Origin of the sequence: Pigmentiphaga sp. H8 (assembly GCF_003854895.1) — a bacterium.
In the GTDB taxonomy this organism is placed as follows: Bacteria; Pseudomonadota; Gammaproteobacteria; order Burkholderiales; family Burkholderiaceae_B; genus Pigmentiphaga.
In genome coordinates, this window is sequence record NZ_CP033966.1 from 1062301 (window position 1) to 1086904 (window position 24604).

A 24604-nucleotide genomic window follows, 5' to 3' on the forward strand; every position below is an offset into this window, starting at 1 on the left:
CCCGCCTAACCGGAAGTTAAGGAAAAACTGGGGCGGCTACCGGCGTTGCCGCCGCCCGGGGGGCCCGAACGAAGCCTGCCCCTTGATGTCGGCCGCCACGGCTTCCACGTGGCGCACGAGCGCCGCGGCCTCGGGCGAGAGGGGGCGCAGCGCCGAGTAGTACACCTCGGTCCAGAGCACGATGCGGGGCCGGAAGGGGCGCAGCACGATGTCCGAGAAGATGCCGCCCGCGAGCAGCAGGGGGTTGATCAGGGCGATGCCGACCTGTTCGCGCACCAGGGCGCACGCCGCCAGCGAGTTCCTGGCCAGCACCGGTGCGCGCACGCGCACGCCGGATTCGTTGAGCGTGGCCTCGACCAGGATCGTGGTGGGCGAGTCGTCGGGCAGGGCGATCAGCGTTTCGCCCTGGAGATCGTCGGGGCGGACGAGCGCCCGGCCGGCCAGCCGGTGCCCCGGCGGCAACGCCGCCACCAGGAGATCCTCGGATATCGTCCGCCGCTCGCACAGCTCGAGGTTGCTGGCCGACTGCGGCAGCGGCTGGTTGGTGACGCCCACGTCGATTTCCTGGTGGGCGACGAGTTCCAGCGTGTCGTGCGGCGTCTCCACCCGCAGGTCCACCTCCACGTCGGGCATCTCGCGCCGCAGCCTGCTGATGGCCTGGGGCACGATCGCGATCAGCGGCGGGGCGTGCGCGGCGATGGTCACCCGGCGCTGTTTTCCGCGCTCGAGTTCATAGGCCATGTCCAGGGCGAAATCCAGTTGCTGGGCCGCGCGGTTGGCATGGGGCAGCCATTGCCTGGCGGCGGCCGTGGGCCGCAGGCGCCCGCCGGAGCGGTCGAACAAGGCCACGCCCGTCTCGCGTTCCAGGAGCCGGAGGATCTTGCTGACCGCGGGCTCGGACACGCCGAGCTTGAGGGCGGCCTCGGCCAGGCTGCGGCTTTTCATGACCGCCGCGAATACGCGCAGGTGGCGGCTGGTCAGGACGCGGGGCATGGAAGTTTGCCTTAACTGAAAGTTAAGTAAATGTAGGCAAAACCAGGCGGGGCGGCAACCTACACTGGCTTTCCCCCTACGCCCCGCGGCACCGGCCGCTGAACCAGGAGTCGCCATGCCCGCCCGACTGTTCGGCTTGTTCTTGCTCTGTATGTCCTTTTCCCTGGCCGCCCAGCCCTCGGCCTTTCCCAACCGACCGCTGAGCATCGTGGTCACGACGGCGGCCGGCGGATCGGTGGATGCCATTGCCCGGGCCATCGCCGCGGACCTGGGCAAGACGCTCGGACAGCCGGTCGTGGTCGAGAACCGGCCCGGCGCCAACGGCAACATCGCCGCCCAGCATGTGAAGACCTCGGCACCCGACGGCCATACGCTGCTGATGCTGAGTTCCAGCACGTTCACCCTCAATCCGTTCGTCCTGGAGCGCGTTCCCTTCAATCCCGAGAAGGACTTCGTTCCGGTGGCGATGACGGCCGGGCTCAACATGGTGCTGGTGGTCGCGCCCGGCGCCAAGGCGGCCACGCTCAAGGAACTGGTTGCAGCCATGAAGGCGCGGCCCGGTGAACTGAACTACGGGTCGTCCGGCAATGGGTCGCTGCCTCAGGTCGCGGCGGAACTGCTGGCCATACGGACCGGCACCCGCGCGACCCACGTTCCCTACAAGGGCATCGCGCCGGCCTTGAACGACCTGCTGGCGGGCCAGATCGATTTCATGTTCGACTCCGGTACCGCGATGTCCCACATCCAGGCCGGCAAGCTGCGCGCGCTGGCCGTGATCGGCCCCAACCGGCTGCCTATTTTCCCGGACGTGCCGACGTTCAAGGAAGCCGGCGTCGACGGCATGGAGGTGGCCGCCGGCTGGCACGGCATCTTCGCGCCGGCCGGCACGGATCCGGCCATCGTCGATCGGCTCAATGCCGAGATCAACAAGAGCCTGCGATCGGCCGCCATGCGGGAAAGAATGAACGGCATGGGGTTCGAGAGCGTCGCGTTGCCGGCCGCCGAACTCGGGCGCGCGCTGCGCCAGGACTTGCAACGCCTGGGACCGATCGTGAAACAGGCCGGCATCACCGCCTATTGAGCCGGAACGGAACGCTTCACCATGAATCGCGACGCCCGCGCCCCGTTGGTGCTCGTTCCCGGCCTGCTCTGCAACGAGGTGCTGTGGGAGCCGCAGCGGATCGGCCTGCGCGGCCGCGCCGACATCTGGATCCCTGACCTGTCGCGTGACGCCAGCCTGCCCGAGGCGGTGGAGCGGATGCTGGCCGACGTCCCGTTCGAGCGGTTCGCGCTGGCCGGGCTGTCGATGGGCGGCTACCTGGCGGCGCTTGCCGCCTTGCAGGCGCCCCATCGCGTCCAGCGGCTGGCCCTGTTGAACACGCGTGCCCATGCCCAGGAGACCGAAGCGGGGCGCCTGCGCCGTACCGCCCAGATCGAGCTGGCCCGCCGGGACTTCGCGGCGCTGGTGGAGCAACTGCTGCCGGCCTTGCTGCGCCCGCAAGCCCTGCGGGACGAAACCCTGGCGCAGGTCGTCCGCGACATGTCCCTGTCATTGGGCGCCGAGGTGTTCATCCGCCAGCAGGAGGCCAACATGAACCGGCCGCCCATTGCCCACAGGCTGGCGCACATCGCCTGCCCGACCTGGGTCATCGGTGGCGACCAGGATGCCATTGCACCGCAGGAAAGCCAGCATGCCCTGGCCCGGGCCATCGCGGGTTCCCATCCGTGCATGCTGCGCGACTGCGGGCATCTGTCCACGCTGGAGCACCCCGGTGTGGTTACCCGATTACTTGGGCAGTGGCTCGACAGCCCGAGCCCTCCCTCCCGACTCTACCAAGGAGCAACACCATGACGTCCCTTTCCCCGGCGCCTGCGGCCGACCTGAGCATCGAACAGATCGGCCAGCGCCAGGTTGCGCGTTTCCGCGACCGCAAGCCCGACTGGGAAGCGTTCGAGGACGCGAAGCTCGACGGCTTCCGGCGCGCCCAGCATCGCTTCATCGGGGCGGGCGGATCCGCCAAGCATGGCGATCCCAGCGCCATCCCGCCGCTGGGCTTCACCCTGAGCGTCATGTTCGTGCCGCCCGGCCAGGGCAATGCCGCCCATACCCACGAAGTGGAAGAAGTGTTCTTCGTGCTGCAGGGCTTTCTGGACGTCTTCCTGGAGGACGAGGCCGGCAACCGGTTCGAGACCCGCCTGGGGCCGTGGGAGTGCGTTTCCTGCCCGCCGGGCGTCATGCACGGCTACCTGAACGCAAGCCTGGAGCCGGTCTATTTCCAGGTGATGCTGGGCAAGTCCCGCCCCGGCGCGCTGAACTACCAGGATGAAGCCCTGCGCGCCGCGGTGGCGGTCAATCCAGCGCGCCGGTGACGTCGTCGAACAATTCGTCCACCGCGAACCGGCGCGGAATGATCTTCTGTTCGTACGACCACTCGATGGCCATCTCCAGGCCCTTGCGGTTGGCCTCCAGGCCCAGCGGGGGCAGGGTCTCGAGCGCGGCGGCGGGAGCGAGCGCGCGGCTTTCACGGATCATCCGATAGATTTCGCGCACGGCCTCGGGATGCCGGCGCGTGACGTCCTGGTGGACGGCGAAGACGTGGTTGATGGGCACGACGCCTTCGCGCTGGTACCAGGCGCGGGCGGCGGCGATGGGTTCGGGCACCAGGGTCTGCACGCGCGGATCCTTGGGCATGTCGTTGCCGAGGATGGCGGCGGCCAGTTCGCCGTTCAGCATCATGTCGGGAATCGAGGAACCCTTGGGCAGCATGTGGCAGTTGGGCGGGTCGCGGTACTCGGCCAGGTGGGATTCGTCCACGGTGTACCACTCGACCTTGTCGGGATCGACGCCGTATTCGTGCTGCAGGATGCCGCGCACCCACAGGCCGGTGGTCTGCGCATAGGTGCGCACACCCACCTTCTTTCCCTCGATGTCCTTGGGATCGAGGTGGCCGAACTCCTTGTTGAAGCCTATGCAATGGTGCTGGAAGCGGCCGACCATGGGCGCGGGCAGGATCACGAACGGCTTGCCGTAGGCCTTGGCCTGGAGATAGGTGACGATGGCCAGTTCGCCAGCGTCGAAGGCGTTGTCGCGGATCATCGGCTTGAAGCCGTCGTGCGCGGTCTTGGGGCCGCAGAAATCGAGCTGGACGATGTCCGAGGCGACGCGGCCGTCCTTCATGGCCGCGGCCACGGGGGAGTCGGCCAGGTTGGTCTTCAGCGTGACGCGCGTGGCGGGTGCGGTGGTCATGGGATCAGTCCTTCAGCACGGGGTAGAGATTCTGCGCGGTGCCGGCCATGATCCAGTGCTGGTCGGCGGCGGGCAGGAAGGCGATGTAGTCCTTGAGCGCCTTGACGATGTCGGCCAGGCTGTCTTCGGCGGCGGGGAAGTTGGAGCCCCAGGCGATGCGGTCGGCGCCGAATTCCTGGACCACGCGGCCGAAGAAGGTCTCGGGCGTGGCCTTGCCGGCGTACGCTGACTCGGTGTTGCGGCTGCTGAGCTTGAGGTAGAGGTTCTTGAAGCGGGCCAGGTCGAACAGGTGCTGGGCGCCGGCATAGGGCGGGCCGCTGCTGATGTCCGGCTTCATCATGTGGTCGACGATGGCCAGGGTCTGGGGGAAGGCGGTCAGCAGCTTCTCCAGCGCCGGGATGGCGGCCTTGGTGATCTGCACGCACACGGGGATGCCCAGTTCGCCCGCCAGGCTCCAGGCGGGATGCAGGGCGGGGTCTTCCAGGGTAGGCGCCTGGCCCGGCATGGTGCTGCCGGTGGTGAAGATGCGCAGGCCCGCCAGGCCGCGTCCGGTCCAGTAGCGGATCTTCTGCGTGGCGTCGGGAGCCAGCATGTCGACCGAGTAGACGCCGGCGTAGCGTTTGGGCTGCGCGGCGATGGAGTCGGCCACGTAGGAATTGTCGAAGCCGTAGGTGGTCGAGGAATGGACGATGGCGGCCTTGTCGATGCCGACGGCGTCCATGGCGGCGGCGTATTGTTCGAAGGTGGCCGGCCGCGTGGCGGACCAGCCCGAGCGTTCGCCGCCCAGCGGGTCGAGCGGGTAGCGGGCGGTGTCGGGCGAGATGATGTGCGGATGAATGTCGATCAGGCGTGTGGTCATGGCGGTGTCGCGGAAATGATGGGTATCGGAAGGGCCGGCTCAGGCGCCGACGTCGATGAACATGTCGTCGACGGCGTAGCGCTTCTTGAGCAGGCCCTGCTGGTGGCAGTAATTCATCATGGCCTCGATGGACGGCCGGTTGGCCTCGATGCCGTAGGGCAGGGGATCGCCCACGATGCGGCCCATGGCGCGGTAGTGATCGTCCTTGTCCGACACCGATTCGCCGGCGGCGAGCTGGCGCAGGTAAATGTTCTTCGAGGCCAGGAAGGCGTCGTACAGGGCCTTGCCCAGCCACGGATGCCGGGCCAGCACTTCGTCCTTGACGGTGATCAGGCCATGCACGGGATAGATGCCGGTCTTGCGGTACCACTCGGCTTCGAGCCGGTCGGCATCGGGGAACATCTCGAGGTATTCGGGCGGCTTGATGCGGCCGCCCGCCTGCCAGCCGTCGGCCGGCGCGCCGGCGCGGCCGATGCCGGCGTTGTCGGTGAACGCGGCGGAAAGGTAGCCGCTGGCCATCAGGTCCACCAGCGACTTGCCGTCCCTGGCCTGTTCGACGTTGGGCGGCAACTGCAGCGAGGAGACGTGTTCCTCGTCGTCCACCACCCAGGTGATGCGCGAGTTGTCGACGCCGTAGTCGTTGGTCAGGATGCCGCGCGTCCAGATGCCGGTGGTGACCGAGTAGGCGCGCACGCCCGCGCGCTTGCCTTCGAGGTCGCGCGGTTCGCGGATGCCGGCGTCGTCGCGGTAGACCAGGCCGGCATGGTGGAAGCGGCGGAAGATGAAGACGGGCAGCGCCTTGAACGGGGCGCCGGCTTCGCGGGCGATCATGTAGGTGGCGGGGGCCATTTCGCAGACGTCGAACTCGACGTCGCGCACCATGCGGCGGAAGGCCGCGATGATGGGTTTGATCTCGACGAAGTCCGGCTGGACGCCTTCGATGGGCACGTCGCCGCGCTTGAGCGCCGCGGTGTGGCCGTAGGTGGCGATGGCGATCTTCAGGGGGAGGGGGTGCTTGGATGTCATGGCTGCTGATTGGAGAGAAAACGGGAACGGTGCGGTGTGTCAGTTACCCCCAGGACGCCGCGGATCCGGCTTCGCCGGTCCGCCAGCGTCGCCCCCTGGGGGGCGCCCGAAGGGCGTAGGGGGGGTCATATCTCGTTGTCGACGTAGACCAGGCCGGCGGCTTCGAGGCCCTGGCGCATGTTGGCCACGTCCAGCGACAGCTCGCCCGCCAGGTAGCGCTTGCGCGACTTTTCTTCCTTGGCGGTGCGCTGGCGCGCCAGTTCCAGCGTGCGGGCGATCTCCAGGCGCGGCACGACCACCACGCCGTCGTCGTCCGCCACGATGGCGTCGCCCGGGTTCACGTTCATGCCGGCGCACACCACCGGGAGGTTGACGTGGCCCAGCGTGGCCTTGACCGTGCCGCGCGCGGAGATGGCGCGCGACCAGACGGGAAAGCGCATTTCGGTCAGGGTGCGCACGTCCCGGCAGCCGGCGTCGATGACCACGCCCTGGATGCCGCGCGTCTTGAGCGAGGTGCAGATCAGGTCGCCGATCATGCCGTCGGTGTTCTCGCACATGACGCCGACCACCAGGATGTCGCCGGGCCGGCATTGTTCGATGGCCACGTGCAGCATCCAGTTGTCGCCCGGCGCGACCAGCGCGGTCACGGCGGACCCGGCGATGCTGGCGCCGGCATAGATGGGGCGCAGGTACGGCGCCATCAGGCCGGCGCGTCCCATGGCTTCGTGCACGGTGGCCACACCGTGCGTGGCCAGTTCGGCGATGAGGTCCTGCGGGCCGCGCGGGATGTTGCGTACGACGACGTTCTTCATGGTGCTCTCGTTCAGTTGATGGGGATGTTCGCCTTCTCGATCACCGCCTTCCATTTGGCGATGTCGGCCTTCATCAGGGCGCGCGATTCGTCCACGCCCAGGGCGTAGGGTTCGGAGTTCATCTCGCGCAGCTTCTGCGCGACTTCGGGCGAGTTGACGGCGGCCACGAAGGCCTGGTTCAGCTTGTCGATGATGGCGCGCGGCGTGCCCTGGCGGATCGACACGCCGTTCCACGACGCGACCACGTAACCGTCCAGGCCGCTTTCGGCGGTGGTCGGCACGTCCGGCAGGTTGGGGTTGCGGCTGTCGGCCGAGATGGCCAGTGCGCGCACCGCGCCGCTCTTGATCGACGACAGCACGGGCGGCACGAAGTCGAAGCCCACGTCGATGTCGCCCGATCGCACGCCGGTCAGCAGCGCGGCGCTGGTCTTGTACGGAATGGTCTCGGCCTGGATGCCCGCCACCGATTTGAACAGCTCGGCGCCCAGGTGCTGGCTCGACCCGACGTTGGTGGTGCCCAGGCTCAGCTTGCCGGGGTTGGCCTTGGCGTAGGCGATGAGCTCGGTCAGGTTGTGGAAGCGCGAATCGGGCTTGACCGTCAGGATCAGGTTGAACCTGGACAGCGTGGCGACCTGGGTGAAGTCGTCCACGATGCTGTAGGGCAGGTCCTTGACCAGCGTCTGCGTGATGGCCGTGCCGTTGCCGCCCTGCACGAGCGTGTAGCCGTCGGCGGGGGCCTGCAGGCCGGCCTGGAACGATTGCACGCCGCCCGCGCTGGGCTTGTTGTCGATGACGATCTGCTGGCCCAGGATCTCGCTGACCTTCTGCGTGACCACGCGCGCGGTCAGGTCGCCGATGCCGCCCGGGCCGTAGGGCAGGTACATCCGGATCGGCCGTTCCGGATAGTCGGCCGCGGCGGCCGGAGGGGGGATGCCGGCCGACAGCGCGGCGGCGAACAGCATAACGGGGTACTTCAGAATTCGCAATGCGGGCAATATCACGGCTCGTCTCCTTGTCCCGGCGTCCTGGGCTGCGCCGATGTCGTACTGGCAAGGATGGTTGCATGCGAGGCGCCGCGGGGTCTATTGAGTAAAACTTCCTCGGGGTTGAGCGTTTCCTCAAGTCACCGGAAGCATTACTCAATGGATGCGTGCGCCTTGCCGCCGGCAGAATGCGGAATGCCTGCGCGGGCCTCGAGCCGGTGCGCAAGCCCACAAGATCCAGGAGACGCCATGTACCCCAGGAATGTTTTTGCCCGAACGGCCGGCGCGACCGTGCTTGCGCTGGCCGCGGCAGGCGCGTGTGCCCAGGGCCAGCCCTATCCTTCCAAGCCGATCACCATCGTCGTGGCCTTCGGCCCAGGAGGCGCCGGCGATCTCGTCACGCGCAAGGTCGCGCAGGCCATGTCGGCGCGCATAGGGCAGCCGGTGGTGGTCGAGAACAAGCCTGGCGCCGGCGCGGCGGCCGCGGCCGTGGCGGTGGCCCAGGCCCGTCCCGATGGCTATACGGCGCTGTTGACCGGCAACGGCACGGCCATCAGCTCCGTGCTGTTCAAGAGCCTGCCGTACAGCCTGTCGCGCGACTTCCGGCACGTCTCGTCCGTTGCCTCGTTCGACCTGGCTCTGATCACCGATGGCCATTCGCGCTTCAAGTCGGTGGCCGACGTCATCGCCTACGCCAAGGCGAATCCGGGCAAGCTCAACATCGGGACCTCGCGCATCGGCAGTACGCAGCATCTGGCGGCCGAGCTGTTCAAGTCCATGGCCGGCATCGACGCCGTCAGCATTCCCTACAAGACCACGGGCGACATGATCGCGGCCGTGCGCGCGGGCGACGTGCAGGTGGCGTTCGAAGTGCTGTCGCCCATCCTGGGCCAGTTGTCGGCCGGCAGCGTCAAGGCCATAGGCGTGACGTCCGCCCGGCGCTTCCCGGGGCTGCCGGACGTGCCTACGGTGGCGGAGGGGGGCGTGCCCGGTTTCGATGCGTCGTCCTGGGCCGGCATCAGCGTGCCGGCGGCCACGCCCACGCCGGTGGTCGAGCGCCTGGCGCGCGAGATCCGCGCGGCGGTGGAGTCGCCCGAAGTCCAGTCCTCGCTGCAAGCCATGGGCTATGTGGCCAGTGCCAGCACGCCGGCCGAGATGACCGCGCGCATCGAGCGCGATGCCGCGAAGTGGAAGGCGGTGATCGAGACCGCCGAGATCCCGCTGCAATAGACCGAGACCCCGATTCCCATACGCCATCCAGGACAGGCACCGCATGAAGCGCAGAGTCGTAGACATCCACCCGCACGTCATCAGCACCGATACCCGCGCCTACCCGCGCGATCCGCTGTGGGGCCGGCCATCGGCGTGGTCGCAGGAGCGGCCCGCCAGCACGGAACAATTGCTGCAGGCCATGGACGAGGCGGGCGTGGCCAAGGCCGCCATCGTGCAGGCCTCGACCTGCTACGGCTACGACAACAGTTATGCGGCCGATGCGGTGGCGGCGCATCCCGATCGTTTCACCGGTGTCTTCTCCGTGGACATGCTGGCGCCCGATGCGCCCGCGCGCATGCGGCACTGGGTGGACCGGGGGTTGACGGGACTGCGCCTGTTCACCGCGGGCAGCACCGTGGAGGGGCAGGTTCCCGGCCTGGACGATCCGCGCAGCTTTGGCGCGTGGGATTGCGCCGCCGATCTGGACCTGCCGGTGTGCGTGCAGATGCGCATCGCCGGCGTGCCGCAGCTACGCGTGCTGCTGGCGCGCTATCCGCGCGTGCCCATCGTGCTCGACCATTTCTTCGCGCTGCCGCTGGACGAAGGGCCGCCGTACGCGTCGGCGCAGGAGCTGTTCCGCCTGGCCGCGCATCCGAACATCCATCTGAAGCTGACCCCGGTCATCCTGGCCAAGGCGTATCTGGGCCAGGCCAGCCCGCAATCCTTCTTCGGGCGCGCGCTGGCCGAGTTCGGCGCCTCGCGCATCGCCTGGGGCTCGAATTTCCCCGCCACCGCGGGATCGCTGAAAACCCTCCTGGACGAGGCGCAACAGGCGCTGGCCTGGGCGGGTGACGACGATCTCAACTGGATCTTCCACCGGACGGCTGAACGCCTGTATCCGGCATTGCGGGCCGATGCCGGCCCGGCCACGACTCACGACGACAGGAGCAAGGAGTCCACATGATCATCGATTGCCATGGGCACTACACGACCGCGCCCGAAGCCTTGAACGAGTACCGGCGCCTGCAGGTGTCGGCCTGCGAGTGCGGCAAGTGCGAGATCTTCCCGCGCCCCGTCATCTCGGACGACCAGATACGCGAAAGCCTGGAAACCAAGCAGTTGCGCATCCAGCGCGAACGCGGCACCGACCTGACGATCTTTTCGCCGCGCGCGGTCGGCATGGGCCACCACATCGGCGACCTGCAGACCAGCAATGAATGGGCCATCGTCTGCAACGACCTCATCCATCGCGCCTGCCAGCTGTACCCGGAGAACTTCGCGGGGGTCTGCCAGCTGCCGCAGAGCCCGGGCGTGGCGCCGGCCAAGTGCATACCCGAGCTCGAGCGCTGCGTGAAGGAGCTGGGTTTCATCGGCTGCAACCTGAACCCCGATCCCACGGGCGGCTACTGGAAGGATCCGCCGCTGCATGACAAGTGGTGGTATCCGCTGTACGAGAAGATGGTCGAGCTGGACGTGCCCGCCATGATCCACGTAAGCGGTTCCTGCAACCCGCATTTCCATGCGACCGGCGCGCACTACATCAACGGCGACACGACCGCCTTCATGCAGTTCCTGACATCCTCGCTGTTCAAGGACTTCCCCACGCTGAAGTTCATCATCCCGCACGGCGGCGGCGCGGTGCCCTATCACTGGGGGCGCTATCGCGGACTGGCGCAGGATATGGGCCTGCCGCCGCTCAAGGAACTGCTGCTGCAGAACGTGTTCTTCGACACCTGCGTCTACCACCAGCCGGGCATAGACCTGCTGCTGAAGGTGATTCCGCCGGAGAACATCCTGTTCGCGTCCGAGACCGTGGGCGCTGTGCGGGGCGTGGACCCCGAGACCGGCCACTACTTCGACGACACGCGCCGCTATATCGACGCCGCCACGCTGGGCGACGGCGACAAGGCGAAGATCTTCTCGGGGAATGCCTACCGCGTGTTCGGCCGGCTGAAGGGCCGCGGCTAGCGCGTACCGCTGCTGCGCGATGCTAGCGCAGCAGCGCGTTGACCTGGCGCACGTCGTCTTCCGTCAGGATGCCGGACGCGGCCTTCAGCCGCAGGCCCGACAGCAGCGCGTCGTAGCGTGCCTTGGCCAGGTCGCGTTCGGTGGAATAGAGCTGCTGCTGGGCGTTCAGCACGTCGATGTTGATGCGCACGCCCACTTCGTAGCCGGTCTTGTTGGCGTCGAGCGCGCTGCGGCTGGACACTTCCGCCGCTTCCAGCGCCCGGACCTGGGCCAGGCCCGCGTTCACGCCCTGGAACGCGATCCGTGTGTTCTGCACGGCGGCCCGGCGTGCGACCTCCAGGTCGTTGCGGGCCTTCTCGGACAGCGCGACGGCCTCGTCCACCTTGGAGGTGGTGCCGAAGCCGGCGAAGATGGGCACGGACACCTGCACGCCCACCGAGCGCGTGGTGTAGAAATCGTTGACCACCGTCTGCCCGACCAGGCCCCGCGTGCGTCCCACGTTGGCGGCCAGGTCGACCGAGGGGTAGTGGCCGCTCTTGGCGATTTCTATGCCGCGCTGGGCGATCTCGCTGTTCAGCGTGGCCTGGGCGACCGCCAGGTTGTTGGCGGCGGCCTGTTCGGTCCAGGCGTCGATCCGGGCCGGCTGCGGCGCCGGCACGTTGACCGAGGGAGGCAGCTTGGCCAGGTCGCCCGCGGGCGTGCCGATGATCTGCTGCAGTGCCCCGATGCGGACCGCGAGGTCGGATTCGGCCTGGATCTCCTGGGCCTGGGCCAGGTCGTAGCGCGCCTGGGCCTCGTAGGTGTCGGTGATGGTGGCCGTGCCGATCTCGAAATTGCGCTTGGCCGATTCGAGCTGTTCCGAGATGGCGATTTTCTGGGCGCCGATGAAGGCCAGGTTGTCCTGCGCCGCCAGCACGTCGAAATAGGCCTGCGCCACGCGCAGGATCAGGTCCTGGCGCCCCTGGGCGAGCTGGGCTTCGCCCACGGCCAGCTGCAGCTTGGATTGTTCGTAGGCGTGCCAGCCCGACCAGCGGAACAGCGGCTGGATCAGTTGCAGCGTATAGGTCTCGTTCGTGTAGGTCACGCCCGGCAGGCGGGTCGTGGAGGCGTTGGCGCGGGTGCCCGCAAGCGAGATGGTGGGCAGCAGCGCGGCGCGCGCCTGGGGCAGCTTTTCAAGCGTGGCCGTATAGGCCGAGCGCACCGACGCGAAGGTCGCGTCGTTGGCCAGCGCCGACTGGTAGGCTTGCTCCAGGTCCAGTGCCGCGACCGCAGGAACGAAAGCGCAGGCGCCGAACAGCGCGCACAGCGTCTGGACGTAGTACGGCCTGGCGCGCATGGGCACGAAGCTCCGCTTAGAACTTGAACTTGGAAACGGTGGTGCCGCGCAGGGGCTTGACCAGGGTTTCGAACAGCGAGGTGGTCTCGAAGCTGGCGGCGGTGGTGCGGGTGATGAGCAGGGAGGTCATGACCGGGGCCTGGCCGACGATGATGGCCAGCCGGCCGCCCACGCGCAGCTGGTACTTCAGGCTGTCGGGCACTTCGGGTACCGAGCCGGTGACGAGGATGGCGTCGTACTCGGTCGAGCCCCAGCCCTTGCTGCCGTCGCCCACCTGCACGGTGGCGTTGGCGATGCCGGCGCGCTTCAGGTTGGCCTGGGCGAAGGCGGCCAGCTTGGGCAGGATCTCGACCGAGGTGACCGTCTGGGCCTGGCTGGCCAGCAGCGCCGTCTGGTAGCCCGAGCCGGTGCCGATCTCGAGCACGCTGTCGGTGGGCTTGAGCGCGAGTTCCTGCAGCAGGCGCGCTTCGACCTTGGGCGCCAGCATGCATTCGCCGCTGTCGTAGTCGTCGAGCCGCAGCGGGATCTCGGTATCGGCGAAGGCGAGGGTGCGCAGCGCGGGCGGCACGAACTCCTCCCGCTTCACCTTGAACAGCAGTTCCAGCACCTTGGGGTCGAGGACGTCCCAGGGGCGGATCTGCTGCTCCACCATATTGAAGCGGGCGTGTTCGACGTCGGGAAGGGAAGCAGCGTTCATGGCAGGACTTGAGCAGGAAAACGTAACAAAACGAACCATTCTAACCGGGTCAGAACGGCTTGGCGACCGTGGTGGCGTGACGGACCTCGGGCGGCTTGGCGAAGTAGCTGCCCACCAGCGCGCGCCAGGCCTTGAAGTCTTCCGAGCCCCGGAAGTGCACGGTGTGGTCTTCCAGCGTTTCCCACTGGACCACGAGCAGGTAGGCGTTGGGATCCTCCAGCGTCTGGTGCAGTTCCATGCCGTGGCAGCCCTTGGCCCGCTGGAACAGGGGGGCGGCTTCCTGGACGCCGGCCTCGAATTTTTCCTGGGTGCCGGGCTGGATTTCGATGTGCGCGAGTTCGTAGATCATGGTTGGCCTTCCACAGAACGGCCTGCCATGTTACCCGCGTTCGCGCGCGGCCGGCGGACTATACTGGCGGCGTGCGTCGCCCGCGGGGCGGCGCGTTTCGTTTCCAGAGGATCGCCATGTCTGCCGTTCGTCCCATTCCCAAGGCCCTGACCATCGCGGGCGTGGACCCCTCGGGCGGCGCCGGGGTGCTGGCCGACGTCAAGGCCATGAGCGCGCTGGGCGCGTACGCCTGCGGCGTCATCGCGGCGCTGACCGCGCAGAACACCCAGGGCGTGACGGGCGTGCTGCCCGTCGATCCCGCCTTCGTCGCGCAGCAGATCGACACCTTGTTCGCCGACGTGCCGGCCGACGCGGTCAAGATCGGCATGCTGGGCAGCCGGCCCGTCACCCAGGTCGTGGGCGAGCGGCTCGCGCACTGGAAGCCGCCGCACGTGGTGCTCGACCCCGTCATGATCGCCAAGAGCGGCGACGCCCTGCTGGCGCGCGACGCCATCGGCGCATTGCGCGAAGTGCTGATGCCGCAGGTGACGATGATCACGCCCAACCTGCCGGAGGCCGGCGTGCTGCTCGAGCAGCGGCCGGTGGAAACCGTCAAGGAAATGCGGCGCGTGGCCGAGCGGTTGCGCGAACAACTGGCCCACAACGGCCATCGCTGGGTGTTCCTGAAAGGGGGGCACCTGCCGGGCGACATGGCCATCGACCTGCTGCACGACGGCGACCAGATGATCGAGCTGGCCGCGCCGCGCATCGATACCCGCAACACCCACGGCACGGGCTGCACCCTGTCGGCCGCGCTGGCGGCGCTGCTGCCCCAGGCGCAGGACGTGCCCGATGCGGCCCGCCGGGCCAAGCACTACCTGACCGAGGCCATCCGCCACGCCGACCGGCTGGGCGTGGGCTCGGGCAACGGGCCGGTGCATCACTTCCACGGATGGTGGTAGCGGCTCCGGTCATGGCGCGGGCGCGGTCTGCGCCCCGGGCGCCTGTTCCTGCGCCCGCAACCGGATCTGCCGGGTAAGCATGGCCATGAAGGCCGCCGCCGCCGGATTCAGCGGCCGGCGCGGGTGGACGACCGACACGACTTGCCGTATCAACCGTGGCGAAACGATGGCGTGCGCCTGCAGGATCCCGGCCCGCAGCCGGTCGTGCACGGCGATGCGCGGCAGGATCGTCGCCAGCTGGTTCTGCTCGACCAGCTTGACCACGGTGACCAGGGAATCGACTTCCAGCGAGGGGGCCAGTTCGACGTTGTCGTGCTGGGCGAAGCTGTCGATGATGTGGCGCAGGCCGTGGCGCCGCGTGGTCAGCACCAGCGACAGGTTCTGCGACGCGATCTGGCCGAGCGTGAGCCGCACGGGCAGGTTGCCGGCATGCCGCGTGCCGGTGATCAGCACCAGTTCTTCGTCCACGATGTGGTCCACGCTCAGCGCCAGCGGCCGGCGTGGCTTGTTGATGATGGCGGCGTCGAGCTGTCCGCCCGCCACCCAGTCGCTGAGCGTGGCGCTGTAGCCGTCGGCCACGGTGACCGAGACCTTGGGATGGCTGGCCGAAAACTTGGTCATGGTCTCGGCCAGCACGCCTTCGGTGATGGAGGCGATCAGGCCGATGTTGACGTGGCCCGCGATTTCTCCGTCGTTGCACAGCACTTCGTCGCGGGCCTGCGAGAAGTCGCGCATGATGGGCAGGAACAGCCGGTACATGTGCCGCGCCGTGGCGGTGGGCAGCATGCCCTGGGGGCTGCGTTCGAACAGCCGCTGCCCGACTTCCTGTTCGAGCTTGGAGATCTGCATGCTGAGCGCGGGCTGGACGATGTTCAGCCGGCGCGCGGCCTTCGTGACCGTGCCTTCCTCGAACAGGCAGATGAAGTATTGGATTTGCCGGAATTCCATGTCGAGCCCGTATGTTCAATTTTTCTGATGGAGATCATAAAAAGCCATGAATGAATGGCTGTCAACAGCGATCTCTGTTTGGTGAATTATCTCTGCCCTATCCAGGGAAGAATTCGCCTTTACCTTGTCCTTATATTCAGAAAAATTGATATAGACAATAATTAAATATTAATTGAACTGATTATGACGCGATCTTAGACTTCCGCTCCACAAGAAAGAGAAGTGGAGACGCGACATGACCCTTTCCCCCTTGCCCCGGCGCGCCCTGGCGGCGTTGGCCGTGGCCGGCCTGACCCTGGTGCTGCCCGGGACCGCCCTGGCGGCGGCCGATACTTATCCCTCCAAACCGCTGCGCATCGTCGTGCCCTATCCGACCGGCGGCTTCAACGACACGCTGGGGCGGCTGGTGGCGGCCAAGCTGCACGAGGCCTGGGGCCAGCCCGTCATCGTCGAGAACAAGCCGGGCGCGGGGACGCAGATCGGTTCGGCGGCCGTGGCGCGGGCGCCGGCGGACGGCTACACCCTGCTGGTCGTGCAGTTTCCGTTCGCCGCGAATCCCTGGCTGTACAAGAAGCTGCCCTACGACACGGTCAAGGATTTCACACCGGTGATACTGGCCGGGCGGTCGCCCATGCTGCTGGTCGTGAACGCCGAATCCAGCCTGCGTTCCGTGGCCGACGTGCTGGCGGCGGCGCGGGCCCGGCCCGGCAGCCTGAACTACGGCACATCCGGCGATGGTTCCTCCAACCACCTGGCGATGGAGCGCTTCTCCGGCATGACCGGCGCGAAGATGACGCCGGTGCCGTACAAGGGAAGCACGCCGCTGTTGACCGACCTGGCCGGCGGCCAGGTCGGGCTGGCTTTCGACGCCTTCCCCCATGTCCTGCCCTTCATCCAGTCGGGCAAGGTCAAGCCGCTGGCGATCGCCGATGCGCGGCGGTCGGCGCTCATGCCGGAACTGCCCACCGTTTCCGAGGCGGGCGTGCCCGGCTACGAAGTGTCGTCCTGGCACGGATTCGTGGTGCCGGCCGGCACGCCCCGTCCCGTGGTCGACAAGCTCAATGCCCGGCTCGAGGCGATTCTGGCCATGGAGGACGTGCGCAAGGTCTTCCGCCAGCAGGGCGTGGTGCCCGACGGCGGAAGCCCGGAGGCATTTCGTACTTTCATCGCCGGGCAGATGGACCTCTGGAAACAGGTGGTCCGGCAGGCCGGGATCGTGCCGCAATGAAGACGGCCGCTCCGCTGGTGGTGCGCGAGGTGCAGGCCTACGCCACTTCGTTCCCGGTTCCCGCCGCCAGCAGCGTGACGCTGGGCGTCGGACGGGTGATCAAGCGCGACGCCGTGGTGGTCAAGGTGACGACCGAATGCGGACTGGTGGGATACGGCGAATCGCATCACGGGCGCGCCCACACCACCATCGCCCATTTCGTGAACAGCGCGCTGCGGCCGTTCGTGGTGGGCCGGGACGCGGCCGACGTGAACGGGATCTGGCATCACATCTACATGCGCCAGCTCGCCAGCCACGGCCTGGGCGCCGCCTGCGCGATGGCCATGAGCGGCATCGACATGGCGCTTTGGGACATTCGCGGCAAGGCTGTCGGCTGGCCGCTGCACAGGCTGCTGGGCGGCGCCGCGCGGGCGGTTCCCGCCTATGCCGGGGGGGTCGCACTGGGGTGGCAGGATCCCGCCGCCCTGGTGGAGGAGGCGCGCCGCCACATCGAGGCCGGATACCGCGCGGTGAAGCTGCGGCTGGGGGACAGCGTGGCGCGCGACCTGGCCCGCGTGCGCGCCGTGCGGGAGGCGTTCGGCGGCGAGCTGGTCATCCTGGCCGATGCCAATACCGCCTATGGGGTGGACGAGGCGCGCGCCGTGATGCCGAGGCTGGACGAACTGGGGGTGGGCTGGCTGGAAGAGCCGTTCCCCCCGCACGACCATCGCAGCTATGCGCAGGCCCGGACCTTCGGGCGGGTGCCGCTGGCGGCGGGCGAGAACCACTACACCCGCTACGAGTTCAACCGGCTGGTGGACGACGGCGTGGTCACCGTATTGCAGCCCGACCTGTCCAAGGCGGGCGGCATCACCGAGACGCTGCGCATTGCCGCGATGGCGTCGGCCCACAAGCTGCCGGTGCACCTGCATTCGTCGATGACGGGCATCAACCTGGCCGCCTCCGTCCACGTGCTGGCGGCGCTGGACAACGGCGGGTATTTCGAGGCCGACGTCTCGCGCGTGAACCTGTTTCGCGATCGCCTAACGAGCACGCCGTTCGGCCTGGGCGACGACGGTTGTGTCCGGCCGCTGGAGGGGCCGGGCCTGGGCGTGGAGGTGGACGAGGACTTCCTGCGCGCCCATCCGGCCATCGAAGGGCCGGCCTACGCATGACGCAGCAATCCATCAAACAGACAAACGGAGACAGGAACATGCACTTCACGACGTGGATCAGGATCGCCGCGGGCGCGGCCGCCCTGGCGGCCACCGCGCCCGCCCTGGCGGACCGGGTGGCCGACGCCTACCCGGAAAAACCCATACGCATCATCGTTCCCTATACGCCGGCGGGCTTCAACGATGCCATGGCGCGGGTGTTCGCGCGCAAGCTGCAGGAAAGCTGGCACCAGCCGGTCATCGTCGAGAACAAGCCGGGGGCGGGCACCATCATCGGCACCGAGCAGGGCGTCCGCGCCGAGCCCGACGGCTACACGCTGGTCGTGGTCGGCTTTCCACTGGTGGCCAACCAGTTCCTGTACAAGAAGCTGCCCTACGACTCGGTCAAGGATGTGGCCCCGGTGATCCTGGGCGCGCGTTCGCCCAACCTGCTGGTGGTCAGCGCGAACTCGAGCATACGCAGCGTGCAGGACCTCGTGGCCGAGGCGCGGCGCCGCCCGGGCAAGCTCAACTACGCGACCGCCGGCAACGGCACCTCGAACCACCTGACCATGGAGTACTTCAAGAGCGTGGCGGGCATCGATCTCATACAGGTGCCCTACAAGGGCAGCGCGCCCATGGTGACCGACCTGCTGGGCGGCCAGGTGGACGTGATGTTCGACAACATGCCGCACGTGCTGCCCCACGTGCGCGCGGGCAAGATGCGCGCGCTCGGCATCACCGGCGCGAAGCGCTCGCCGCTGGCGCCCGATCTGCCCACCATCGCCGAGCAGGGCTATCCCGGCTTCGAGGTCGCCGTCTGGTACGGCCTGGGCGCCCCGGCCCGGACGCCGCCCGCCATCCTGGCCAAGCTGAACCGGGAACTGAACCGGATCCTGGCCACCGACGAGGTCAGGAAGATTTTCGCCGACCAGGGCGTGGAGCCGCTGGGCGGATCGCTGGAGGATTTCTCGGCCTATTTCAAGGAACAGTCCCAGCGCTGGTCCAAGGTCGTGCATGACGCCAAGGTGTCCCTGGAGTAGGGGAGACCGGCGCAATTGACGAGGAAAGGAATCATGACAGGCAAGAACAGGCCCCGGGACATGCGGCAGTGGCTGGCGCACCTGGCGAAGACGGACAGGCTCGCGGTCCTGCGCGAGGGCGTGCCGCTCAAGCACACGCTGGCGGCCATGGCCAAGCTGCTGGACGGCCGCCAGGCCGCCTACTTCCCTCGGCCCGGCGGCCATGCCATGCCCGTCGTGTCGGGCTTCATGGCGCAGCGCGCCTGGATCGCCGAAGCCCTGGGGGTCGAGTCGGCCGGATTGCTGGAAGCTTTCCGGACGGCGGCCGAGACGCCGCTGCCATGGCGCGAGGTGGCGTCCGCTTCGGCACCTTGCCAGGAAGTCGTGCTGCGCGACGTCGACCTGTTGGCGCAGCTGCCCATTCCCACCCACAGCGAGTTCGACAGCGGTCCGTACATCACGGCCGGCATGGTGATCGCGCGCAATCCCGTCACGGGCGTGCAGAACGTCTCGATCAACCGCATCCAGGTGCATGCCCGCGATCGCATGGCCATCCTGATGCTGCCGCGCCATCTGCACGCGTTCTACCAGGAGGCGGAGGCGCGCGGCCTGGAATTGCCGGTGGCGGTGGTGATCGGCGCCGATCCGCTGACGCTGCTGGCTTCGCAGGCCATTACGCCCATCGACTACGACGAGCTCGAGATCGCCGGCGCCCTGCACGGCGAACCGCTCGAAGTCGTCAAGTGCCTGACCAACGACGTGCGCGTGCCGGCCCGCGCCGAGATCGTGATCGAGGGGCGGCTGCTGCCGGGCGTGCGGGAAGAGGAAGGGCCGTTCGGCGAATTTCCGCGCTACTACAGCGCCAAGGAAAAGCGCGAGGTGATCGCGGTCGATGCCATCACGCACCGGCGCGGTCCCATCTTCCACACCATCGTGCCGGCCGAACTCGAGCACCTGCTGCTCGGGTCCATCCCGCGCGAGGCCACGCTGCTGTCGCACCTGCAACGCAGCTTTCCCGGCGTGCTGGACGTGCACCTGAGCATGGGCGGGGTGGGGCGCTACCACCTGTTCGTCAAGTTCAGGAAGCGCCGCGAGGGCGAACCCAAGAACGTGCTGCTGTGCGCGCTGGGGGCGCACTACGACATCAAGCAGGTGATCGTGGTGGACGACGACGTCGACGTGCACGACCCCAAGCAGGTCGAGTGGGCCGTGGCCACGCGCTTCCAGGCCGACCGCGACCTGGTGGTGATCAGCGGCGCCCAGGGATCGGTGCTCGACCCGTCCACCACCGTGGGCGTGGACGACATCGAGAATCTGCCGCCGGCCCTGCAGGGCATCGGCGCCAAGATGGGGCTGGACGCCACGCGGCCGCTGGCCTATGCGGGCCACATCTTCACCAAGGTCAGGATCCCGGGCGAGGCGGAGATAGACATCGCCGCGCAGATCATGCCCAATGCCGTGGTCGACTGGGAAACCGGCGCGGTCGGTTAGCGGCGCACGAGGAACAACGATGACCCTGGCTTCCATCCTGTCCACCGGCGACCTGGAGCAGGCCGCGCGGCGGCGCCTGCCGCCCAGCGTGTACGGCTATGTCTCGGGCGGCTCGGAAACCGAAAGCGCGCTGCGGGGCAATCGCCAGGCTTTCGATGCCTGGCGGTTCGTGCCGCGCTTCCTGGTGGACGTGTCGCGCCGGTCCCAGGCCAGGAGCCTGTTCGGCACGCACTACGCCGCGCCGTTCGGCATCGCGCCCATGGGCGTGGCCGGCATCTGCGGCTTCGACGGCGACCTCGCGCTGGCGCGCGCGGCGGCCGAGGCCCAGGTGCCCTTCGTGTTGAGCGGCGCGTCGACCACGCCCATGGAGCGCGTGCTGCAACAGGCGCCGGGAAGCTGGTTCCAGGCCTATGTCCCGTCCAACCGTGAACTGATTGGTGCCTTGCTGGCGCGTGCCGAGCGGGCGGGCGTACCGGTGCTGGTGGTGACGGTGGACGTGCCGATCGCCTCGACGCGCGAGGTGGAGCTGCGCAATGGCTTCAGCCTGCCGCTGCGGCTCACGCCGCGGCTGGTGGCCGGCGGCCTGGCTCGGCCCGGCTGGCTGGCGCGGACCTTCCTGCAAACACTGCTGCGCCAGGGCATCCCCCGGTTCGAGAATTTTTCCGCGGCGCGTGGCAACCGCATCATCATGGCGGCATCCGGCGACCACCGCGCGGGGCGGGCCGCGCTGTCGTGGGACGACCTGGCCTGGGTGCGCGACCGCTGGCGCGGCCGGCTGGTGATCAAGGGCCTGCTGCATCCTGAGGATGCCGGGCGCGCCCAGGCCATCGGCGCCGACGGCGTCATCGTCTCCAATCACGGCGGCCGGCAGCTCGACGGCGCGCAGGCGCCGATCGATGCCTTGCCCGCCATCGCGGCCGCGGCGCCGCGGCTGGCGATCATGGTCGACAGCGGCTTTCGGCGCGGCACCGACATCCTGAAGGCGCTGGCGCTGGGCGCCGATTTCGTCTTCATCGGCCGCCCCGCCATGTACGGCCTGGCCGTGGGCGGACAGGCCGGCGTCGCCCACGTGCTGGCCCTGCTCAAGCGCGAGATCGATGTCGACCTCGCCCTGCTGGGATGCGCCGACGTCGCCGGCCTGGACAGCCGGTACCTGGCCCGGCCAGGCCCGCCATCCGAATTCCGCATCCCTTCCGGAGAATGCTCATGCACTTGCTCGACGCCCGCCATCTGATCGATGGACATTGGCTGCCTTCCGCCGACGGCCGCACGGCCGCCAGCATCGACCCCGCCACGGGCCAGACCATCGGCACGCTGGCCGACGGCGGCCGCGTGGAGGCGCAGGCGGCCATCGCCGCCGCCCGCCGCGCCTTCGACACGACGCCCTGGCCGCAAAGCCCGCGCGTGCGGCAGAACGTCCTGCTGCAATGGGCCGACCGGCTCGAACGCCGCACCGATCTGGCGGCGCTGCTGACGCGCGAGAACGGCAAGGTGCTGCGCGAAGCGCGCGGCGAGATGGCCGGGGCCATTTCCGAGATCCGCTATTACGCTGGGCTGGCGCGCCACATGCCCGGGCATTTCATGGAAGTGGAGCCCGGAGCCTTCGCGGCCACGCTGCGCGAGCCGGCCGGGGTGGCGGCGCTGATCATTCCCTGGAACGCCCCGGTCGTGCTGCTGATCCGGGCGCTCGCGCCCGCGCTGGCGGCCGGATGCGCGGCCATCGTCAAGCCCGCGCAGCAGACCGCACAGATCACGGCGGCGGTGCTGCAGGAACTGGCGCAGGTGCCCGGCCTGCCGCCCGGCGTGCTGAACCTGGTGTGCGAGACCGGCAGCGAGGCGGCCCGGGAACTGGTCGCCTCGCCCGACGTGGACGTGCTGAGCTTCACCGGTTCCAACCTGGTCGGCCAGCACATCATGGCGGCGGCCGCGCCCACGATGAAGAAGCTGTCGCTGGAACTGGGCGGCAAGTCGTGCTGCCTGGTCTTTCCCGATGCGGACATCGAAACGACCGCGCGCCAGCTGGCCGCGGCGGCCACCATCATTTCCGGGCAGCAGTGCACGGCCGCGCGGCGCGTGCTGGTCCATGCCTCGCGCCTGGACGAGATGAAGCGCGCCCTGGCCGGAGCCCTGTCGGCCATCGTGGTCGGCCCCGGTTCGGACGAAGCCTCGGGCATGGGGCCGTTGATCGACGGGCAGGCGGTGCGAACGGTGGACGAGGCCGCGCGGCGCGCGCTGGACGAATGCGACGAAGTCCTGCTGCGCGGTGGCCGGCCGCAGGGGGCGCTGGCCGGCGGCAGCTATCTGACGCCCACGCTGGTGGCGCATCGCGACAGCTCGGCCTTCTTCTGCCAGGAAGAAATCTTCGGCCCCTTCGTGGTGCTGGAATCCTTCGACGACGAACGCGAGGCGGTGCAGCGCGCCAATCACACGGTGTACGGGCTGTCCGCGAGCGTCTGGACCGCCGACGGCGACCGCGCATTGCGCGTCGCGCGCGCCCTGCGCAACGGCACGGTCTGGATCAACGACCACAACCGTCTGTTCGCCGAAGCCGAAACCGGCGGCTACCGCCAGAGCGGGCTGGGCCGGCTGCACGGCTACGAGGGGCTGGGCGATTTCCTGGAAACCAAGCACATCTATCGCAGCGCCGGCGTGGTCTGAGACACGCCCAACGAGATTTCAAGGAACCGACATGAGTGGAACATCCGAGGCGCGCAGCGGCGGCCGGATCCTGGTGGACGCGCTGAGGACGCACGGCGTGGATACCGCCTTCTGCGTCCCGGGCGAAAGCTTCCTGGCCGTGCTGGACGCGCTGTACGAGGCGCGCGACGCGATCCGGCTGGTGGTATGCCGCCAGGAGGGCGGGGCGGCGCACATGGCCGAAGCCTATGGCAAGCTGACCGGTGAACCCGGGATCTGCTTCGTGACGCGCGGGCCTGGCGCGACCAATGCCAGCATCGGCATTCATACCGCGCGGCAGGATTCGACGCCGCTGATCGTGTTCGTCGGCCAGGTGGCGCGCGGCGACATGGGACGCGAGGCCTGGCAGGAAATCGACTTTCGCCACATGTTCGGCACCCAGGCCAAGTGGGTGGACCAGATCGACGATGCGCGCCGCATTCCCGAGTACGTCAGCCGTGCCTTCCATGTGGCGACCTCGGGCCGCCCCGGCCCGGTGGTGCTGGCGCTGCCAGAGGACATGCTGGCGGAAATGGCGGTGGCGGACGACGCCCCGCGCTACCGGCACATCGCGCAGGCGCCGGCGGCGCGGGACATGGCGGATCTGGCGGCCCTGCTGGCCGAGGCCCGCCGGCCCCTGATGCTGCTGGGCGGTGGGGGCTGGTCGCGTGCCGCCTGCGAGGACATCGAGCGCTTCGCGCGCGCCTTCGACCTGCCGGTGGCCTGCACCTTCCGGCGGCAGGATCTGTTCGACAACCGCAACGATCTTTATGTGGGCGAGGCGGGCCTGGGCATGGACCCGCGCCTGGCCGCCCGCATCGGGCAAGCCGACCTGATCGTCGCGGTCGGGCCCCGCCTGGGCGAGACGTCCACCAACGGCTACGCGCTGCTGGACGTCCCCCGGCCACGCCAGAAGCTGGCGCACGTCCACCTGGACGCGGGCGAACTGGGGCGCGTCTACAGCGCCGACGTCGCCATCAACGCCGACATGGCGTCCTTCGCCGCGGCGGCCGTGCAATTGGCGCCTGCCGCACCGCCCGCCTGGGCCGACTGGACCGCGCAGGCCCGCGCGGACTATCTCGACAACCTGCGGCACGCGCCCATGCCCGGCCCCGTGGACCTGGGCGAGGTCATGGCCCACGTGCGCGACGTGCTGCCGCCCGAGTCCATCATCACCAATGGGGCCGGCAACTACACGCTATGGGTGCAGCGCTTCTACCAGTACCGCGGCTGGCGCACGCAGCTCGCGCCCACCAGCGGGACCATGGGCTACGGCGTGCCGGCGGCCATCGCCGCCAAGCTCGTCCATCCCGACCGGCCCGCCGTCTGCTTCGCGGGGGATGGCTGCTTCCTGATGAATTCGCAGGAAATGGCGACGGCGGTCCAGTACGGCGCGAATGCCGTGTTCATCGTGGTGGACAACGGGATGTACGGCAGCATACGCATGCACCAGGAGCGGCACTATCCGGGCCGGGTGCATGGCACCGACCTGCGCAATCCCGATTTCGTCGCGCTGGCGGCGGCCTATGGGCTGCACGCCGAGCAGGTCCTGGCGACCGCCGATTTCCCCGCCGCGTTCGCCCGGGCGCTGGAGGCGGGCCGGCCGGCCCTGCTGGCGCTGAAGACCGACCCCGACGTGATCTCGCCGCGGGCGACGATCACCAAGTTGCGGCAAGGGTGACG

General features: G+C 68.6%; 24 protein-coding genes. 14 read left to right on the forward strand and 10 right to left on the reverse strand.

From position 1 onward, the window contains the following. Window positions 1-36: 36 nt before the first annotated feature. The gene (locus EGT29_RS05060) at window positions 37-993 is read right to left on the reverse strand and encodes a LysR family transcriptional regulator (protein ID WP_161567703.1); all 957 of its coding nucleotides are present in this window, start codon (window positions 991-993) and stop codon (window positions 37-39) included. A 115-nt stretch (window positions 994-1108) separates the two neighbouring features. On the opposite strand from EGT29_RS05060, the gene EGT29_RS05065 reads away from it, so the two are divergent. Genes EGT29_RS05065 through EGT29_RS05075 form a run of 3 tightly spaced genes read left to right on the forward strand, consistent with a single transcriptional unit; the run spans window position 1109 to window position 3363 of the window. Continuing rightward, the gene (locus tag EGT29_RS05065; RefSeq protein WP_124687991.1) at window positions 1109-2074 is read left to right on the forward strand and encodes a tripartite tricarboxylate transporter substrate binding protein; all 966 of its coding nucleotides are present in this window, start codon (window positions 1109-1111) and stop codon (window positions 2072-2074) included. Window positions 2075-2095: 21 nt separating this feature from the next. After that, window positions 2096-2845 carry an alpha/beta fold hydrolase gene (locus tag EGT29_RS05070; RefSeq protein WP_124687992.1) on the forward strand — a complete coding sequence of 250 codons (750 nt, stop codon included), beginning with the start codon at window positions 2096-2098 and terminating at the stop codon, window positions 2843-2845. Then, a complete protein-coding gene (locus tag EGT29_RS05075; protein WP_124687993.1) occupies window positions 2842-3363 on the forward strand; it encodes a cupin domain-containing protein in 522 nt (173 codons plus the stop codon). The genes EGT29_RS05070 and EGT29_RS05075 overlap by 4 nt, the downstream gene beginning before the upstream one ends. On the opposite strand, the gene EGT29_RS05080 is transcribed toward EGT29_RS05075, so the two are convergent. The 5 genes from EGT29_RS05080 to EGT29_RS05100 form a co-directional block, all read right to left on the reverse strand. Beyond that, window positions 3344-4240 (reverse strand): phosphate ABC transporter substrate-binding protein, encoded by an 897-nt coding sequence (locus tag EGT29_RS05080; protein WP_124687994.1) that lies wholly within the window; start codon window positions 4238-4240, stop codon window positions 3344-3346. The two genes, EGT29_RS05075 and EGT29_RS05080, sit on opposite strands and share 20 nt — an antisense overlap. Before the next feature lie 4 nt (window positions 4241-4244). Continuing rightward, on the reverse strand, window positions 4245-5099 hold the full coding sequence (locus EGT29_RS05085; protein WP_124687995.1) for an amidohydrolase: 855 nt from the start codon (window positions 5097-5099) through the stop codon (window positions 4245-4247). 39 nt (window positions 5100-5138) lie between these two features. Next, the gene (locus EGT29_RS05090; protein ID WP_124687996.1) at window positions 5139-6125 is read right to left on the reverse strand and encodes an ABC transporter substrate-binding protein; all 987 of its coding nucleotides are present in this window, start codon (window positions 6123-6125) and stop codon (window positions 5139-5141) included. 125 nt (window positions 6126-6250) lie between these two features. After that, window positions 6251-6937: a 4-carboxy-4-hydroxy-2-oxoadipate aldolase/oxaloacetate decarboxylase gene (locus EGT29_RS05095; RefSeq protein ID WP_124687997.1), complete on the reverse strand. Its 687-nt coding sequence runs from the start codon at window positions 6935-6937 to the stop codon at window positions 6251-6253. A gap of 11 nt (window positions 6938-6948) precedes the next feature. After that, entirely contained in the window at window positions 6949-7899 is a 951-nt protein-coding gene (locus EGT29_RS05100) for a tripartite tricarboxylate transporter substrate binding protein (RefSeq protein WP_124687998.1), read from the reverse strand. 270 nt (window positions 7900-8169) lie between these two features. Here EGT29_RS05100 and EGT29_RS05105 point away from each other — a divergent pair, with 270 nt between their 5' ends. Genes EGT29_RS05105 through EGT29_RS05115 form a run of 3 tightly spaced genes read left to right on the forward strand, consistent with a single transcriptional unit; the run spans window position 8170 to window position 11100 of the window. Beyond that, window positions 8170-9150, forward strand: a complete 981-nt coding sequence (locus EGT29_RS05105; RefSeq protein WP_124687999.1) for a tripartite tricarboxylate transporter substrate binding protein — start codon at window positions 8170-8172, stop codon at window positions 9148-9150. Between the two features lie 43 nt (window positions 9151-9193). Further along, window positions 9194-10096: an amidohydrolase gene (locus EGT29_RS05110; protein ID WP_124688000.1), complete on the forward strand. Its 903-nt coding sequence runs from the start codon at window positions 9194-9196 to the stop codon at window positions 10094-10096. Then, complete coding sequence (locus tag EGT29_RS05115; RefSeq protein ID WP_124688001.1) at window positions 10093-11100, forward strand: amidohydrolase family protein; 1008 nt, start codon at window positions 10093-10095, stop codon at window positions 11098-11100. Before EGT29_RS05110 ends, EGT29_RS05115 begins: the two co-directional genes overlap by 4 nt. A 22-nt stretch (window positions 11101-11122) precedes the next feature. On the opposite strand, the gene EGT29_RS05120 is transcribed toward EGT29_RS05115, so the two are convergent. Genes EGT29_RS05120 through EGT29_RS05130 form a run of 3 tightly spaced genes read right to left on the reverse strand, consistent with a single transcriptional unit; the run spans window position 11123 to window position 13482 of the window. Beyond that, window positions 11123-12436 (reverse strand): TolC family outer membrane protein, encoded by a 1314-nt coding sequence (locus tag EGT29_RS05120; RefSeq protein WP_124688002.1) that lies wholly within the window; start codon window positions 12434-12436, stop codon window positions 11123-11125. Window positions 12437-12452: 16 nt separating this feature from the next. Beyond that, a complete protein-coding gene (locus tag EGT29_RS05125) occupies window positions 12453-13133 on the reverse strand; it encodes a protein-L-isoaspartate O-methyltransferase (RefSeq protein ID WP_124688003.1) in 681 nt (226 codons plus the stop codon). Window positions 13134-13182: 49 nt separating this feature from the next. Continuing rightward, a complete protein-coding gene (locus tag EGT29_RS05130; RefSeq protein WP_087840875.1) occupies window positions 13183-13482 on the reverse strand; it encodes an antibiotic biosynthesis monooxygenase in 300 nt (99 codons plus the stop codon). Between the two features lie 116 nt (window positions 13483-13598). On the opposite strand from EGT29_RS05130, the gene thiD reads away from it, so the two are divergent. Then, complete coding sequence (gene thiD, locus EGT29_RS05135; RefSeq protein ID WP_124688004.1) at window positions 13599-14423, forward strand: bifunctional hydroxymethylpyrimidine kinase/phosphomethylpyrimidine kinase; 825 nt, start codon at window positions 13599-13601, stop codon at window positions 14421-14423. A 9-nt stretch (window positions 14424-14432) separates the two neighbouring features. Here the strand turns inward: thiD and EGT29_RS05140 are convergent, their stop codons facing one another. Next, complete coding sequence (locus EGT29_RS05140) at window positions 14433-15371, reverse strand: LysR family transcriptional regulator (RefSeq protein WP_124688005.1); 939 nt, start codon at window positions 15369-15371, stop codon at window positions 14433-14435. 235 nt (window positions 15372-15606) lie between these two features. On the opposite strand from EGT29_RS05140, the gene EGT29_RS05145 reads away from it, so the two are divergent. Genes EGT29_RS05145 through EGT29_RS05175 form a run of 7 tightly spaced genes read left to right on the forward strand, consistent with a single transcriptional unit; the run spans window position 15607 to window position 24602 of the window. Next, the gene (locus EGT29_RS05145) at window positions 15607-16599 is read left to right on the forward strand and encodes a tripartite tricarboxylate transporter substrate binding protein (protein ID WP_124688006.1); all 993 of its coding nucleotides are present in this window, start codon (window positions 15607-15609) and stop codon (window positions 16597-16599) included. Beyond that, a complete protein-coding gene (locus tag EGT29_RS05150; protein ID WP_202865590.1) occupies window positions 16596-17753 on the forward strand; it encodes a mandelate racemase/muconate lactonizing enzyme family protein in 1158 nt (385 codons plus the stop codon). Before EGT29_RS05145 ends, EGT29_RS05150 begins: the two co-directional genes overlap by 4 nt. A gap of 38 nt (window positions 17754-17791) precedes the next feature. Beyond that, complete coding sequence (locus tag EGT29_RS05155; protein ID WP_124688007.1) at window positions 17792-18775, forward strand: tripartite tricarboxylate transporter substrate binding protein; 984 nt, start codon at window positions 17792-17794, stop codon at window positions 18773-18775. Window positions 18776-18808: 33 nt separating this feature from the next. Then, window positions 18809-20245: a UbiD family decarboxylase gene (locus EGT29_RS05160; protein WP_124688008.1), complete on the forward strand. Its 1437-nt coding sequence runs from the start codon at window positions 18809-18811 to the stop codon at window positions 20243-20245. A 19-nt stretch (window positions 20246-20264) separates the two neighbouring features. Beyond that, on the forward strand, window positions 20265-21479 hold the full coding sequence (locus EGT29_RS05165) for an alpha-hydroxy acid oxidase (protein WP_124688009.1): 1215 nt from the start codon (window positions 20265-20267) through the stop codon (window positions 21477-21479). Continuing rightward, window positions 21452-22903, forward strand: coding sequence for an aldehyde dehydrogenase family protein (locus tag EGT29_RS05170; RefSeq protein WP_124688010.1), 1452 nt, complete (start codon window positions 21452-21454; stop codon window positions 22901-22903). Before EGT29_RS05165 ends, EGT29_RS05170 begins: the two co-directional genes overlap by 28 nt. 31 nt (window positions 22904-22934) lie before the next feature. Further along, a complete protein-coding gene (locus EGT29_RS05175; protein ID WP_124688011.1) occupies window positions 22935-24602 on the forward strand; it encodes a thiamine pyrophosphate-binding protein in 1668 nt (555 codons plus the stop codon). The last annotated feature ends 2 nt before the right edge of the window (window positions 24603-24604 follow it).